Genomic DNA, 14,471 nt, shown 5'->3' on the forward strand with positions numbered 1-14,471 from the left:
TGTCCGCAGGCTTGGGCAGGGTTTTCGCGCGACTCCCGGGGCCACCCGGGCGGGAGTCTACTGGCCCGAGTACGGCGAGACGACGACGTCGACCCGCTGGAACTCCTTCAGGTCCGAATAGCCCGTGGTCGCCATGGAGCGGCGGAGCGCGCCGATCAGGTTTGATGTTCCGTTGGTGTGGTGGCCAGGCCCGAAGAGTACTTCTTCGAGGGGACCGACGGTACCCACGTTGACCCTGTCACCGCGCGGCAGTTCCAAGTGGTGGGCTTCCTGGCCCCAGTGCCAGCCCTTGCCCGGGGCTTCTTCGGCGCGGGCCAAGGCGCTGCCGAGCATAACAGCGTCGGCGCCCATGGCGATGGCTTTGACGATGTCACCCGACGTACCCATGCCGCCGTCGGCGATGACGTGCACGTAGCGACCACCGGATTCGTCCATGTAGTCGCGGCGGGCGGCGGCGACGTCGGAAATCGATGAAGCCATGGGCGAGTGGATGCCAAGGGCACGCCGCGTGGTAGTGGTTGCGCCGCCGCCGAAGCCGACCAGGACACCGGCTGCTCCGGTGCGCATGAGGTGCAAGGCCGGGGTGTAGCCAGCGGCCCCGCCGACGATCACAGGGACGTCGAGCTCATAGATGAACTGCTTGAGGTTCAGCGGCTCGTGGTTCTTGGAAACGTGTTCGGCCGAGACCGTCGTGCCCCGGATGACAAAAATGTCGACGCCGGCAGCCACCACTGTCTTGTAATGTTCCTGGGTGCGCTGCGGCGTAAGCGAGCCGGCGACAGTCACGCCCGACGAGCGGATTTCCGCGAGCCTGCTGGTGATCAGCTCAGGCTGGATCGGAGCTTGGTAGAGCTCCTGCATGCGCCGTGTGACGGTCGGGCTGGCTGTCTCATCCGCAAGGGCGGAGATCTCGTCCAGCACGGACTGGGGATCCTCGTAACGCGTCCACAAGCCCTCGAGGTCCAAGACGCCCAGGCCGCCCAACCGGCCAAGGGCGATAGCCGTTTCAGGCGACATCGCGGAGTCCATGGGCGCGCCGATCACCGGCATCTCGAACTTGTAGGCATCGATCTGCCACGAGACGGAAACGTCCTTGGGGTCGCGTGTCCGGCGGTTGGGGACGATCGCGATGTCATCCAGGGAGTAGGCACGACGCCCACGCTTGCCACGGCCAATCTCAATCTCGTAAGTCACTGCTCTAGGTTATCCCAGTGCGGCGCGATGTTCCGGCAGGGTGACCCACAGCATGACCGCTAGCTAGGCCCGGACAACAAGCGAGCCCGCCGCCTCCGGATTGGAGGCGGCGGGCTCGATTCGAACTGCTTGGACCAGGAATGACGCCTAGCGGGAACCGTAGTTTGGTGCCTCGACGGTCATCTGAATGTCGTGCGGGTGGGACTCCTTGAGTCCGGCCGCGGTGATGCGCACAAACTTGCCGCGCACCTTGAGTTCGCCGATGGTCGGAGCTCCCGTGTAGAACATGGTCTGCCGCAGGCCGCCGACCAGCTGGTATGCCACCGAGGCGAGCGGGCCGCGATAGGCGACGCGGCCTTCGATGCCTTCCGGGATGAGCTTGTCATCACCGGAAACGTCCGCCTGGAAATAGCGGTCCTTCGAGTAGGACGTGTTCTTGCCGCGGGACTGCATGGCACCCAGGGAACCCATACCGCGGTAGCTCTTGAACTGCTTGCCGTTGACGAAGATCAGTTCACCCGGCGACTCGTCACAGCCGGCCAGCAATGAGCCGAGCATGACGGTGTCTGCACCGGCCACGAGGGCCTTGCCGATATCGCCCGAGTACTGCAGGCCGCCGTCGGCGATCAGCGGAACACCGGCGGGGATGGCAGCCTTCGAGGACTCGTAGATGGCTGTGATCTGGGGGACGCCAACACCTGCAACAACCCGGGTGGTGCAAATGGAGCCCGGGCCTACGCCCACCTTGATTCCGTCAGCACCGGCGTCGATCAGTGCCTGGGCGCCTTCACGGGTGGCGGCCTGGCCACCGATGATGTCAACGTGCGCCGCCACCGGGTCCGACTTCAGGCGCGCAATCATGTCCAGGACGCCCTGCGAGTGGCCGTTTGCGGTGTCCACGAAAAGCGCGTCCACTCCGGCGTCGATCAAGGCCATGGCGCGTTCCCAGCCATCGCCGAAGAAGCCGATGGCTGCGCCGACGCGGAGGCGGCCTTCCTCGTCCTTCGTCGCGAGCGGGTACTGCTCTGCCTTGGTGAAGTCCTTGGTGGTGATGAGGCCTTTAAGGCGACCCTGCTCGTCAACGAGGGGCAGCTTCTCGATCTTGTTGGTGGCCAGTTTGTGCGAAGCTTCTTCCCGGCTGATCCCGACGTGGCCCGTAATGAGCGGCATCTTGGTCATGACGTCGCTGACAAGCCGCAGCGGGAAGTCGGACTCGGGCACGAAGCGCGTGTCGCGGTTGGTGACAATACCCAGCAGGCGGCCATCCGAGTCGATCACGGGCAGGCCGGAAACCCGGTAACGGGAACACAGTTCGTCCAGTTCCTGAAGGGTGGCTTCCGGGTGGATGGTCAGGGGGTTGGTGATCATCCCGGACTCGGAGCGCTTGACCCGGTCGACGTGGTCCGCCTGGTCTTCGATGGACAGGTTGCGGTGGATCACGCCAAGGCCGCCCTGGCGGGCCATGGCAATGGCCATCCGGGACTCGGTGACAGTGTCCATGGCGGCCGATAGCAGCGGCGTCTGGACCGAAATCCGCTTGGAGATCCGGGACGAGGTGTCAGCTTCGGACGGGATGACGTTGGTGTGGCCCGGCAGCAGCAGGACGTCGTCGTAGGTCAGGCCAACAAAGCCAAAGGGATCGTGTTCGGGCTGGGTCATGAGTGCGCCTCTTACCTTGGTTCTTGGGGGTTGCTCTGGTAGGGGTTGCAGCTGATGACCAGCCCGTCATTACGGGACTGGCCTGTGCAGAAAGGTTCTGAATAAATAGTAGAACCTTGCCGCCGATCGCCATATTCCGCGGGGGCTATGTGAGCAACGGCACCCGGCATCCGCCGTCGGGCAGCAGAGCCGGCCAACTAGCCTCGGGCGGCTAGCTCCACCCGGTCGCGGCCATGAATGCCTTCTCAAAGTATGGGGTGAGGGTCTTCATGTAGGTGGCGGTCACGTGGTTGTCGTCTTTGTAGACAATCACGTTGCCGATCACGGCCGGACAATTCGTATCGGGGCAAAAGTACTTCGAAAGGTCAAGGAATTTCGTGTTGGGCAAGTCCGCTTCAACCGCTGCCGTCGGGGAGTCTTCTGAATAGATGCCGGCGCGTTGGGAGCCACAGGACACATACGCGCCGGGGTTCTTCTCCAGGCAGGCCGGAACCGGCTGCGTTGCCCGTGGTGTGTCCCGGAAGGCCACCACTTGGATTCCGGCGTCGTTGAGGGTCTTGACTTCCGTGACCCAGGAGGGATCCAGCCGCTCCGGGATGTTGCTCTGGGCGTTGGTGCGCGTGCTGGTTGTCACCACAACATCCGGCTTCATCTTCAGGACCTCTGCCAGCGTGGCCTTATTGAAGTCAACGCACGCCTGCGTAATGTCTGCCGCCGTGTCCTCGCCCAGCGGGCAATATCCCTTAGTGATCGACGTGAGGCTCCAATTGTTCTTTGCCGCCATCGTCAGCAGCGGGGTGTTCAGCACGTGGGCGTGGGAACTGCCTATGACCACCACGGACTTCGTCCCGTTCTTGATCCCGTTGGTGCACCGGTTGACGAAGTCCTGCGGGTCCTTCGTCCCCGTACAAGCGGACGGGAAAACCGGCCAGTCTCCATCGATGGCGGTCATGCTGGGAACCAAGGGCACCCCGGGATCGGGAGTGTATACAAAGTCTCCGCCCACGGCCGCGGCCCCGGGGTTGCGGGCATCCATATTTGCCACCAGGACACGGTTTGTGTGATCAATCTGCAGCGGCCAAGCCGCCAACGGCAGAATAGCCGCGGTCCCGATCGCAATCAGCGAAATCGCGCTTCTGCGCCGGTTCGCCTCGGGCCACTTCCACTCCCGCAGCGGCTTCTCGACGAATCTGGTGGTCAGGACAGCCAGGAGTAAAGCGCCAACAATGATCACTGTGCCGGACAACCAGCCGGCGTGGGTCTTGCCTGACCAAGCCAAATAGATGACCAACATGGGCCAGTGCCAAAGGTAGAGCGCGTAGGAATTGTTGCCCAACCGGACCAGCGGCTTGGAACTGAGGAACCGGTCGACGCCGAACCGGCTTTCCGTCTGCCCGGCCACGAGGAGGCAAGCCGCCGCCAAGGTGGGCCACAATGCCGCCCATCCGGGAAACATCCCTTCGACATCGAGAATGAAGCCGCAGCTGAGCATCGCCACGATGCCGATCCATCCGAGCACGATCCGGGCAGGCCTTGCGATGTTCAGGATGGGCAGGAACAGGGCAAGCAGGGTTCCGAGGGCAAACTCCCATAGCCGGGCTCCTGTCGAGAAGTACGCCGCGGATTGGTCCGTGGCGGTGTCGACAACCGAATACACCAGGGATACAACGAAGACCAGGCCGAAGATGTAGCGGAGGAGGGGAACGTAGGCGAGCCGGTAGCGCCTTGCCAGCCAGCCCGCGCCCACCAAAATGATCGGCCAAAGAATGAAGACCTGCCCTTGGATGGACAGCGACCAGAAATGCTGCAGCGGGCTGGCCAGGCTGTGGTCCGCGGCGTAGTAGTTGACTGCCTGCGACTGCAGCAGGAAGTTCTCGACGTAGAAAAGGGAAGCCCAGCCCTGCTTGATGGTGTCGACCCAGCGGGTGGCCGGCATGAAGAGATAGGTGGCAAGCAGCGTTCCAACGATCACCGTCACCGCCGCGGGCAAGAGCCTCCTGAACTGGCGAAGATAGCGCTTGAGCAGTCCCGTCCGCCGCCCGTCGGCATACCGCCGTGTGAACTGCGCCGTCATAAGGAATGCGGAGATCAGGAGGAAGACATCTACCCCGCCGGAGACCCGGCCGAACCAGATGTGGTAGGTGACAACCATGAGTACGGCAACGGATCGGAGCCCTTGGATCTCAGGACGGAACGTCGATTTGGGTGCCGGCTTCTGCTTCTCGCCGATAGTTCGCCGAAGCGCAATCGGGCGCGTGGTTGTCAAGGTCTTGCCTCCAGGGTGCTACTCAAACCGACTACGCTACTGAGTCGAAATGTTCATCGTCAATTGAGACCGCGTTCAACCGACTTCCTCTGATCCATTAGGACACACGGCGCTGGGAGCTTCCCGAACCTTGTCTGGGTCAATCCTCTACGCCGTCATCTGAGCAACGCGGGGTCACTTACGGCCCATCCGGCAGCACCCAATGGGCCGTAAGTGACCCCGCGTTGCCTTAAAAAGGAGGCCCGGCCCCCCGAAGGGGACCGGGCCTCCTGCCTACGACTACCGGAATTAGTGGCTGTGGCCTGCGTGCTCGTCTTCCTCGGCCGGCTTCTCGACAACCAGGGTCTCAGTGGTGAGAACCAGGGCTGCGATGGATGCGGCGTTCTGGAGCGCTGAGCGGGTGACCTTGACGGGGTCGATCACGCCTGCGGCGATCAGGTCCTCGTAAACGCCGGTTTTCGCATTGAAGCCGTGGTTGTCTTCCTGCTCGGCAACCTTGGCGACCACGACGTAACCGTCGAAGCCGGCATTCTGGGCGATCCAGCGAAGGGGCTGGGTCAGGGCGCGGCGGACGATACCGACCGCAGCGGCCGCGTCGCCTTCGAGTGCCTTGACGGCGGAGTCCTCGTCCAGGGCCTTGAGGGCGTGGATGAGGGCGGACCCGCCGCCGGAGACGATGCCTTCTTCAAGGGCGGCACGCGTGGAGGACACGGCGTCCTCGATGCGGTGCTTCTTTTCCTTGAGCTCGACCTCGGTGGCTGCGCCAACCTTGATGACACCGATGCCGCCGGCCAGCTTCGCAAGCCTTTCCTGGAGCTTTTCGCGGTCCCAGTCGGAGTCGGTGCGGGTCAGCTCTGCGCGGATCTGGGCGACGCGTGCCGCGACGTCCTCAGGGGTGCCGGCGCCGTCAACGATGGTGGTGTTGTCCTTGGTGACGGTGATGCGGCGGGCGCTGCCGAGGACCTCGAGGCCGACCTGGTCCAGGGTCAGGCCGAGCTCCGGAGAGACAACCTGGGCGCCGGTGAGGGTGGCAATGTCCTGCAGCATGGCCTTGCGGCGGTCGCCGAAGCCCGGAGCCTTGACGGCAACGACGTTCAGGGTGCCGCGGATACGGTTCACGATCAGCGTGGACAGTGCCTCGCCATCGATGTCCTCAGCGATGATGAAGAGCGGCTTGGCAGCCTGCAGGGCCTTCTCGAGGAGCGGCAGGAATTCCTGCAGCGAGGAGATCTTGCCCTGGTTGATCAGGATGAGCGCGTCTTCCAGGACAGCTTCCTGGCGTTCCGCGTCAGTGACGAAGTACGGGGAAAGGTAGCCCTTGTCGAACTGCATTCCCTCGGTGAGGACCAGTTCGGTCTGGGTGGTGGAGGACTCTTCGATGGTGATGACGCCATCCTTGCCGACCTTGTCGAAGGCCTCGGCAAGGAGCTCGCCAACCTCTTCGTTCTGGGCCGAGATCGCGGCAACGCTGGCAACCTGGGTGCCTTCTACCTCGCGCGCGGTCTCCAGGAGGCGGGCAGCCACAGCCTGGACTGAAACCTCGATGCCGCGCTTGATTTGGCCAGGGGCGGCTCCGGCTGCAACGTTCCGCAGGCCTTCCTTGACGAGGGCCTGCGCCAGCACGGTGGCCGTGGTGGTTCCGTCGCCTGCGACGTCATTGGTCTTGGTGGCGACTTCCTTGGCCAGCTGCGCACCAAGGTTCTCATACGGGTCGTCGAGTTCGACTTCGCGGGCGATCGTCACGCCGTCGTTGGTGATGGTGGGAGCTCCCCACTTCTTGTCCAGAACGACGTTGCGGCCGCGCGGGCCAAGGGTGACCTTGACCGTGTTGGCGAGCTTGTCAATGCCTTCTTCGAGCGAGCGACGGGCAGCGTCGTTAAACGCAAGCTGCTTTGCCATGGTTGTGTCCTTTCAAGACGGAAAACCCGCACCGCCGATCCGGCCGGAAGAAGTCCGACCCGATCTGCGATGCGGGGTCCAGGGAATTACTTAACGACGATCGCCAGAACGTCGCGGGCGGACAGAACGAGGTATTCGCTACCGCCGGTCTTGACTTCAGTTCCGCCGTACTTGGAGTAGATGACGACGTCGCCAACAGTTACGTCGACGGGGACGCGGTTGCCGTTGTCATCGAAGCGGCCGGGGCCAACTGCGACAACTTCGCCTTCCTGCGGCTTTTCCTGTGCAGTGTCCGGGATGACCAGGCCGGAAGCCGTGGTCTGCTCGGCTTCGAGCGGGCGGACAACGATGCGATCCTCGAGAGGCTTAATGGAGACCGACACTCGGATCTCTCCTTTACGTGAGGTAGTACATGGACTATCAAACCAGGGGTGCCGTGGCGGTCCTACCGTCGTCGCGGTGCCGGTAAGTGCCTAGCGGCATGATTAGCACCCGCCTAGGGAGAGTGCTAATCAAGACTCTATGTAAGCATTAGCACTCGGTCAAGGCGAGTGCCAGAATTCGGTCACGGGCGAACACCCGAAAGGGCTTCAGCCCGAGCAGCTCATTGCCCGGCGAGGTCGTCGAAGTCAACGTCCTCGCCGTCGTCGTACCCTTTCTCCGCCGCGGTTCCGCGGTTCAGGTAGAGCACTACCCCGCTGGCGAGCGCGACGACGCCGAACACCACGAGACCGACGATCGCTCCGATGCGGGCACCCGTGTAGGTGTCGCGGATGTCCCGGGCCTCGTCCGTAGCGTCCTGGACGCTCTTTCCCGTCATCGAGTACGTGGCCGCGTTGAAGGAGTCCAGGAAGAAAATAATGATCAACAGCGCGATGCAGACAACGGCAACCAGGGAGCCCACGATGAGCGCGGGCCGGGCATATTTGGAGAGATTTCCGGCGAAGGGACCGTTATCAGGAGCAGAGGGAGAACCATTGGCGTCGTCAGGCTGGCGTACTGGGTTGTCTTCCATGGCATCAACCCTATCCGCCCGGGCGGCCCGGTTCCCCCTCCGCCCTGAATGACGGGCGAGCACTAGGCTTGTTCCCATGGCTGACACACCCCAGGAACAGATTGCTCCCTTGCTCACAACGGAGGGCTGGGAACTGCTGGCATCCTTGGGTCCGTATCGCGATGGCGAAGCGTTCGCCCTCAATGAGCGGCTACGCAAGGACGGCCACTCCCCCGAACTCGTGGCGGCCGTTCTCACCCAGTCCCGGCTCCGCACGCGTGCGGAGGCCAAATTCGGCGAATTCGCCCGGCAAATGCTCTTCACCCAGGCCGGCCTGGAACAAGCAACCCGGCTCAATGTCGCAGCCAGGCACGCAGAGCGATTCGCGAAGGCCGGCGTTCGCCACGTAGCAGACCTCGGCTGCGGGCTCGGAGCCGACTCCATGGCCATCGCCTCGATGGACATCGGGGTCACCGCCGTGGAACTGGATGAGACCACCGCAGCGTGCGCCACCATCAACCTCATACCTTTCCCGCACGCATCCGTGGTGCACTCCGACGCCATGTCCGTGCCCCTCGACGGGGTCGACGGCGTGTGGCTCGATCCGGCGCGCCGCACGACGTCGTCGTCGGGAACCAAACGGATCTGGGACCCGGAGGCTTTCTCGCCGCCGTTGTCCTTCGTCGAATCATTGGCCGCTACCGGCAAGTCCGTTGGCGTCAAGATGGGCCCGGGGATTCCTCACGCATCGGTTCCCGCCGGCTGCGAAGCGCAGTGGGTTTCCGTGGGAGGGGACGTGACGGAAGTGACGCTGTGGTTCAACGGCGTCGCCCGTCCCGGCGTCCGGCGCGCGGCCCTCGTGCTCGGGCCGCAGGGCGCGGCCGAGATCACCAGCGGGGAAGATTTCGACGGCGGACCGGTACCCGAGGTCGGGCCCGTGGAGGGATACCTGTACGAACCCGACGGCGCGGTGATCCGAGCGGGCCTGGTGGCAGACGTGGCACTCGGGCTGGGGGGCCACTTGGTGGATCAACACATCGCCTATATCTGCGCTCCGGAACTGGTGGATACGCCGTTCGCCCGTGCCTACAAGGTGCTGGAAGTCATGCCGCTGAACGTCAAGGCCCTCAAAGCCTGGGTGAAGGCCAACGGGATCGGCGTCCTGGACATCAAGAAGCGCGGCACCTCCGTTACCCCCGAGGAGCTCCGGAAGCAATTGCTGCCAGCGGGAAAGGGCTCCGCAAAAGGCCGCGGGGACAAAACGGCCACCCTGGTCCTCACAAGGATCGGCGAGGAAAAGGTGGCCGTTGTGGTGGAGCCGGTGGCCGCTGCGTGAGCCGGCCTCCGGGCTGAACTACCTTATTGGGCGCGCGTGAACTCCTCGGCCGCGGCCACTTGCTCCGGGGTAGGCGTGATGCCCGTGTAGAGAATGAACTGTTCCAGCGCCTGGATGGTGGCTACCTCGGCGCCGCTGATCACGGTCTTTCCTGCCGCGCGGCCGGCCTTGATGAGCGGAGTCTCCGCAGGCAAAGCGACAACGTCGAACACGACGGTCGCGGCCGCCACCGCCGCTTCGGGGAAGGACAGTGAGCCGGAGTCGGGTCCGCCGGCCATGCCGATCGGCGTGACGTTGACCAGCACGTCGGCGGTGGACTCCCCCAGGTCGGACTGCCAGCCGAAGCCGTAGAGGCCCGCCAGGGTTTGCCCCTGTTGTTCGTTCCGGGCAACTACGGTGACACGGGTGAATCCGGCGTCGCGGAGGGCTGCCGCGGTGGCCTTCGCCATGCCGCCGGAACCGCGGAGCAGAACCGACGAGGCCGGGTCGATCGTGTTGCGCTCAATCAGCTGGGCGATAGCCGTGTAGTCGGTGTTGTAGGCCGTCAGTACGCCGTCGTCGTTCACGATCGTGTTGACCGAGTCGATTGCGGCCGCCGAAGCGTCCATCCGGTCGACGAGGGCGATGACGTCTTCCTTGTACGGCATCGAGACGGCGCAGCCGCGGATGCCCAGGCCGCGCACGCCGGCGATCGCGTTCTGGAGGTCGGTGGGAGCAAAGGCCTTGTAGATCCAGTTCAGGCCGAGCGCCTCGTAGAGGAAGTTGTGGAAGCGCGTTCCGTTGTTGCTGGGCCGGGCGGAGAGTGAAATACAGAGCGTCATGTCTTTATTGAGGATCGGCATAACGGGGCTTCCTTCGTGTAGCGGGTTCTCCGCCCAGCCTAGACGGGAAGCTAGCCTTGGCGCGCCTTGAAGCGCGGGTTCAGCTTATTGATAACAAAGGTGCGGCCGCGCCGGCGGACCACTTGCGCGCCGGGGATCTTCTTCAGTGCGCGCAACGAATTTCTGACTTTCATGGGTTTCTCCTTCTCGGGTTGTGATGGTTTTTATTGCCTAGAGAGTTGATTCGAGTTCAAAAGGGTCTTCGAGTCCCGCGAAGCCGAGCCTCATCTCTGCTTCGCTCAGCGCGCACCCGTCCAGGAGTGCCCGGATTTCTGCGGCGTCTACGTCATCGCCCCGCCCGGTCATGGCCAGCACGGTGCCCCGGTCGCCGAAACGGGGATGCCAGTCGAGGACGGCGTCGACGTCGTGGAGTCCGTTTCCGAGGTTCGGACCGTGGCTGCTGGAGACCGGGCCGTTTGCCGCGTCCGCCAGCCACTCGCCCGTACTCTCGAGCCAGACGCGCGGCCCGATTCCCTGCACGGCGATCCGGACTTTGGCAGCCGAGGCAAGCCACAAGCGGCCCCGCATCCAGTGGCATCCCTCGGCCAACTTGGGTAAAGCCTCCTGGAATCGGCCGGGATGAAGGGGCCGCTCCACTTTGTGGAGCACGGTCCGGAAACTCCCGGACCCTTCCTCGAGCGGCACCCGCACTGAACCGGGACGAACCCTGGCGCGCGCCTCCACGCCGTCGTAGCAGCCGGGGAGGAAGTCGTCGTCGGCCGCCGAAATGGCGGCGTGCGGCGCAAGCTGCCCGAGCAGTTCCACCCCTTTGGCCCAGGCCTCGCTTGTGTCCGGACGCGAACCCGCCAGTTCTGCGCCCAGGCCGGCGTGCACCATGACGGTATCCGCGTGGCCCAGCTCCCCGATCAGGAATTCTCCGCTGGTTCGCTCGTCCTCGGGCATGGAAGTGAAGCCGGATTCATACAGTGTGTGCTTGTCCCAGATGTGGTCTTCCAGTCCGGAAGGATCTATCGCCAGCACGGCGTTGTCGATGACGGCGGGCCGTTCCAGGCCGCGCTTGAGTTCCATGACGGCCATATCCACGGCTACACCGGGCGGAAGGCCCAGCACGATGTGGTCATGGCCTGAGGATGCAAGGCGTTCCGCGGTCGGGACAACATCGAGCCGGACCGTGCAGCTGAGGCACCCGTGCTCCAAAGTGGCTTGGGCCTGCTCCACCAGCTGCCCGTCGCGGAAGATCCTTCGCAGGACGATGGATCCGTCCAAAAGGTCGTGCAGTACCACGACGGAATCACGATGGGTCCGCCCAAGCCTGATTGTGGCTGCTTCGCGGCATTGGCTGTCCAGTGAGCTGACAACAGAAAGATGCATGCCGATCATCATAAATGAAAACCGTTCTCATTAGCAACTCGGCAGGGGCCTCCTCATGCGATGCCGTACCGCCCCTGCATTAGACTTGATCCAACCGCCGAGCGGCCCCACGGCGGGCATTGTTCAGGGCGCTTTTGTAAATACCGAGGGGACCCACGTGCAGATTGATTTCGCTCCATCCAGGCAGTCGACCCTGGGGGTGGAATGGGAGCTGGCGCTCGTCAACGCACGTACCGGCGAATTGGTCTCGGTGGCGAATGAGGTCCTGCGCGGCGTTGCCGCGGCCCATCCTGACCTGAACGAAGACGACGAGCATCCGCATATCAAGCGGGAATTGCTCCTGAATACCGTGGAACTCGTCACTGGCGTGTGCAACACCGTCAAGGAAGCCAAGGAGGACCTGGCGCGCTCGCTGCAGGCCGTCAGGGAAGTCACGGACCCTATGGGCGTGGAGCTTTTCTGCGCTGGAAGCCATCCGTTCAGCCCGCCGCAGCTCCAGCCGGTCTCCGACAAAGAACGCTACGCCAAGCTGATCGACCGCACCCAGTGGTGGGGGCGGCAGATGGTCATCTACGGGGTCCACGTGCACGTCGGCCTGGACCGCAGGGACAAGGTGCTCCCCATCCTTGATGGCCTGGTCAACTACTTCCCCCATTTCCAGGCGTTGTCCGCGTCGAGCCCGTTCTGGGGCGGCGAAGACACCGGCTATGCGTCACAGCGCGCCCTCATGTTCCAACAGCTTCCCACTGCCGGATTGCCTTTCCAGTTCCCCGGCTGGGCCGAGTATGAGTCCTATGTCCAGGACATGTTCACCACAGGGGTGATCGACACCCTGTCTGAAATTCGCTGGGACGTCCGGCCGGTGCCGAACTTGGGAACCATCGAGATGCGCATTTGCGACGGCCTGGCAACCCTCGAAGAAGTCGGCGCGGTTGCGGCACTGACTCAATGCCTGGTGGACGAGTTCTCCACGATCCTCGACAACGGCGGCAGCATTCCCACCATGCCGCCGTGGCATATCCAGGAAAACAAATGGCGCGCCGCCCGCTATGGCATGGAAGCGATCATCATCCTCGACGCCGAAGGCAACGAACAGCTGGTCACCGAGCACTTGAAGGAAACGCTGCTGCGCCTGGCGCCGGTGGCTGAAAAGCTGGGTTGCGCGGCGGAACTGGCCGACGTCGAAAAAATCATCGCCCGCGGAGCCGGCTACCAGCGCCAGCGCCGCGTCGCCGCCCAGCACGACGGCGACCTTCGCGCGGTCGTCCAGGATCTGGTCGAGCAAATGCGGTCCGTCCCGACCGCCTAGCTGGACCCCCGGGGAACTGCGCCCGGCCGGGTTCCGGTCCTTAGACCGAAACCGTAGTCACCGGGAGGGAGGAATCCGGCGCGAACGCGACGCCGCTGGGGGCGATTCCCGCCATGATGAGCTGCGAGCCCAGCGCAGCAACCATGGCGCCATTGTCGGTGCACAGCGACAGCGGCGGCACATGCAAGGTGATCCCGGCGGAGCTGCAGCGTTGTCCCGTCAGCTCACGAAGCCGGGAGTTCGCTGCCACGCCGCCGCCGAGCAGGAGATCCGTGATGCCGTTCTCCTTGCAGGCCAGCACGGCCTTGGACGTGATGACGTCCACTACGGCTTCCTGGAATGCGGCGGCGATGTCGGCCACGGGAACCTCTTCGCCGCGTGCTTCGAACTGTTCAACACAGCGCGCGACGGCGGTCTTGAGCCCGCTGAAGGACCAATCGTAGCGATGGGGCCCCGGCTCCTCCGCGGTACCCATGTACTTTGGTTGCGTCAGGCCGCGCGGGAAGCGGATGGCCTTGGCGTTGCCTTGCTTGGCGAGTTTGTCGATGGCCGGCCCGCCCGGGTAGCCAAGGCCCAGGAGCCTCGCCACTTTGTCGTAAGCCTCGCCCGCGGCGTCGTCGATTGTGGAACCGAGCATTTCGACGTCGTCGGTGATGCTGCGGATGCGCAGGATTTCCGTGTGACCGCCGGACACCAGCAACGCTCCGAGGTTTTCCGGCAGCTGGCCGCCCCGGAGTCCGCCGCGGCCGCCGGTGCCGCCGTCGGCGTCTTTAAGGAGCCCGACGCCGACATGCGCCACCAGGTGGTTGATCGCGTAAAGCGGCTTGCCCGTGGCAATAGAGAGCGCCTTTGCCGCGCAGACACCCACCATGAGCGCCCCCGCCAGCCCAGGTCCGGAGGTGACTGCGATGGCATCGATATCGTCAAGGGTCACCCCTGCCTCGTGCAAAGCCTCCTGCAGGGTGGGCACAAAGGCATCGAGGTGCGCACGCGATGCGATCTCCGGAATGACACCGCCGAAGCGGACATGCTCATCCATCGAAGAGGACACCGTGTTGGTCAGCAAAGTAGTGCCCCGGACAATCCCGACGCCGGTTTCGTCGCAGGAGGACTCGATCCCCAGCACGAGCGGTTGAAGTGTGTTGGGCTGGTTCATGCCGGGGTTCCTTCAGTCAATGTCAGCCTCATGATGAGGGCGTCAGCGCCGTCCCGGTAGTAGCGACGACGGACGTGGATCTGCTCGAAGCCGAACCGTGTGTACAAAGCCTGCGCCCGTGGGTTGTCGGCACGGACCTCCAGGAGCACTTCCCAAGCGCCGCGCCGCCGGGCCTCCTCGATCAGTTCCGTGAGGATGGCCGAGCCGATTCCCTTGCCTTCGAACTCGGGAACGACGGCGATCGTCTGGACGTCCGCGATCGGCTCGATGCACATGAGCCCGGCGTAGGCCACAATCTGCCCACCGGCTTCGGCCACTACGTAGCGGCGGGTATCAACCTGGGCGAGTTCATCGAAGAACATCTGCATCGGCCATGCGTCCACGGGGAAGAGCCGGCGTTCCAAGAGTTCGACGGCGGTGACGTCGTCGGCGGTCATGTCGCGCA

Annotated in this window: 13 protein-coding genes; 2 read left to right on the forward strand and 11 right to left on the reverse strand. The window is 64.0% G+C overall.

The genetic code is table 11. From position 1 onward, the window contains the following. Window positions 1-57: 57 nt before the first annotated feature. From L0B83_RS04325 to L0B83_RS04350, 6 genes are all read right to left on the reverse strand, one after another. On the reverse strand, window positions 58-1,194 hold the full coding sequence (locus tag L0B83_RS04325) for a GuaB3 family IMP dehydrogenase-related protein (protein WP_234757181.1): 1,137 nt from the start codon (window positions 1,192-1,194) through the stop codon (window positions 58-60). A gap of 147 nt (window positions 1,195-1,341) precedes the next feature. Further along, window positions 1,342-2,853: an IMP dehydrogenase gene (gene guaB / locus L0B83_RS04330; protein ID WP_234757182.1), complete on the reverse strand. Its 1,512-nt coding sequence runs from the start codon at window positions 2,851-2,853 to the stop codon at window positions 1,342-1,344. A 211-nt stretch (window positions 2,854-3,064) separates the two neighbouring features. Next, window positions 3,065-5,119: an acyltransferase family protein gene (locus L0B83_RS04335; protein WP_234757183.1), complete on the reverse strand. Its 2,055-nt coding sequence runs from the start codon at window positions 5,117-5,119 to the stop codon at window positions 3,065-3,067. 288 nt (window positions 5,120-5,407) lie between these two features. After that, complete coding sequence (gene groL / locus L0B83_RS04340; protein ID WP_234757184.1) at window positions 5,408-7,018, reverse strand: chaperonin GroEL; 1,611 nt, start codon at window positions 7,016-7,018, stop codon at window positions 5,408-5,410. 86 nt (window positions 7,019-7,104) lie between these two features. Further along, window positions 7,105-7,401 carry a co-chaperone GroES gene (gene groES, locus L0B83_RS04345; RefSeq protein WP_133202308.1) on the reverse strand — a complete coding sequence of 99 codons (297 nt, stop codon included), beginning with the start codon at window positions 7,399-7,401 and terminating at the stop codon, window positions 7,105-7,107. A 221-nt stretch (window positions 7,402-7,622) separates the two neighbouring features. Beyond that, a complete protein-coding gene (locus L0B83_RS04350; RefSeq protein ID WP_234757185.1) occupies window positions 7,623-8,033 on the reverse strand; it encodes a hypothetical protein in 411 nt (136 codons plus the stop codon). Between the two features lie 76 nt (window positions 8,034-8,109). Between L0B83_RS04350 and L0B83_RS04355 the strand changes: the two genes are divergently transcribed. Next, window positions 8,110-9,348: a THUMP-like domain-containing protein gene (locus L0B83_RS04355; RefSeq protein WP_234757186.1), complete on the forward strand. Its 1,239-nt coding sequence runs from the start codon at window positions 8,110-8,112 to the stop codon at window positions 9,346-9,348. A 23-nt stretch (window positions 9,349-9,371) separates the two neighbouring features. Here the strand turns inward: L0B83_RS04355 and L0B83_RS04360 are convergent, their stop codons facing one another. Genes L0B83_RS04360 through L0B83_RS04370 form a run of 3 tightly spaced genes read right to left on the reverse strand, consistent with a single transcriptional unit; the run spans window position 9,372 to window position 11,561 of the window. Next, on the reverse strand, window positions 9,372-10,190 hold the full coding sequence (locus L0B83_RS04360; RefSeq protein ID WP_234757187.1) for a shikimate 5-dehydrogenase: 819 nt from the start codon (window positions 10,188-10,190) through the stop codon (window positions 9,372-9,374). 50 nt (window positions 10,191-10,240) lie between these two features. Beyond that, window positions 10,241-10,363 carry a type B 50S ribosomal protein L36 gene (gene ykgO, locus L0B83_RS04365; RefSeq protein WP_184740519.1) on the reverse strand — a complete coding sequence of 41 codons (123 nt, stop codon included), beginning with the start codon at window positions 10,361-10,363 and terminating at the stop codon, window positions 10,241-10,243. A 37-nt stretch (window positions 10,364-10,400) separates the two neighbouring features. Beyond that, entirely contained in the window at window positions 10,401-11,561 is a 1,161-nt protein-coding gene (locus L0B83_RS04370) for a GTP-binding protein (protein ID WP_234757188.1), read from the reverse strand. Between the two features lie 157 nt (window positions 11,562-11,718). Between L0B83_RS04370 and L0B83_RS04375 the strand changes: the two genes are divergently transcribed. Beyond that, window positions 11,719-12,870 carry a glutamate--cysteine ligase gene (locus L0B83_RS04375; protein WP_234757189.1) on the forward strand — a complete coding sequence of 384 codons (1,152 nt, stop codon included), beginning with the start codon at window positions 11,719-11,721 and terminating at the stop codon, window positions 12,868-12,870. 40 nt (window positions 12,871-12,910) lie between these two features. Here the strand turns inward: L0B83_RS04375 and tsaD are convergent, their stop codons facing one another. After that, window positions 12,911-14,026 (reverse strand): tRNA (adenosine(37)-N6)-threonylcarbamoyltransferase complex transferase subunit TsaD, encoded by a 1,116-nt coding sequence (gene tsaD, locus L0B83_RS04380; protein WP_234757190.1) that lies wholly within the window; start codon window positions 14,024-14,026, stop codon window positions 12,911-12,913. Further along, the gene (gene rimI / locus L0B83_RS04385) at window positions 14,023-14,463 is read right to left on the reverse strand and encodes a ribosomal protein S18-alanine N-acetyltransferase (protein ID WP_234757217.1); all 441 of its coding nucleotides are present in this window, start codon (window positions 14,461-14,463) and stop codon (window positions 14,023-14,025) included. The genes tsaD and rimI overlap by 4 nt, the downstream gene beginning before the upstream one ends. Window positions 14,464-14,471: the final 8 nt, after the last annotated feature.

It is taken from the genome of Arthrobacter alkaliphilus (assembly GCF_021483235.1).
GTDB lineage: Bacteria > Actinomycetota > Actinomycetes > Actinomycetales > Micrococcaceae > Arthrobacter > Arthrobacter alkaliphilus.

Excerpts from the sequence above, each read along its gene's own strand:
- guaB (WP_234757182.1), bottom strand. The coding sequence starts at position 2,853 with ATGACCCAGCCCGAACACGATCCCTTTGGCTTTGTTGGCCTGACCTAC.
- groL (WP_234757184.1), bottom strand. The coding sequence starts at position 7,018 with ATGGCAAAGCAGCTTGCGTTTAACGACGCTGCCCGTCGCTCGCTCGAA.
- L0B83_RS04350 (WP_234757185.1), bottom strand. The coding sequence starts at position 8,033 with ATGGAAGACAACCCAGTACGCCAGCCTGACGACGCCAATGGTTCTCCC.
- L0B83_RS04355 (WP_234757186.1), top strand. The coding sequence starts at position 8,110 with ATGGCTGACACACCCCAGGAACAGATTGCTCCCTTGCTCACAACGGAG.
- L0B83_RS04360 (WP_234757187.1), bottom strand. The coding sequence starts at position 10,190 with ATGCCGATCCTCAATAAAGACATGACGCTCTGTATTTCACTCTCCGCC.
- ykgO (WP_184740519.1), bottom strand. The coding sequence starts at position 10,363 with ATGAAAGTCAGAAATTCGTTGCGCGCACTGAAGAAGATCCCCGGCGCG.
- L0B83_RS04370 (WP_234757188.1), bottom strand. The coding sequence starts at position 11,561 with ATGCATCTTTCTGTTGTCAGCTCACTGGACAGCCAATGCCGCGAAGCA.
- tsaD (WP_234757190.1), bottom strand. The coding sequence starts at position 14,026 with ATGAACCAGCCCAACACACTTCAACCGCTCGTGCTGGGGATCGAGTCC.
- rimI (WP_234757217.1), bottom strand. The coding sequence starts at position 14,463 with ATGACCGCCGACGACGTCACCGCCGTCGAACTCTTGGAACGCCGGCTC.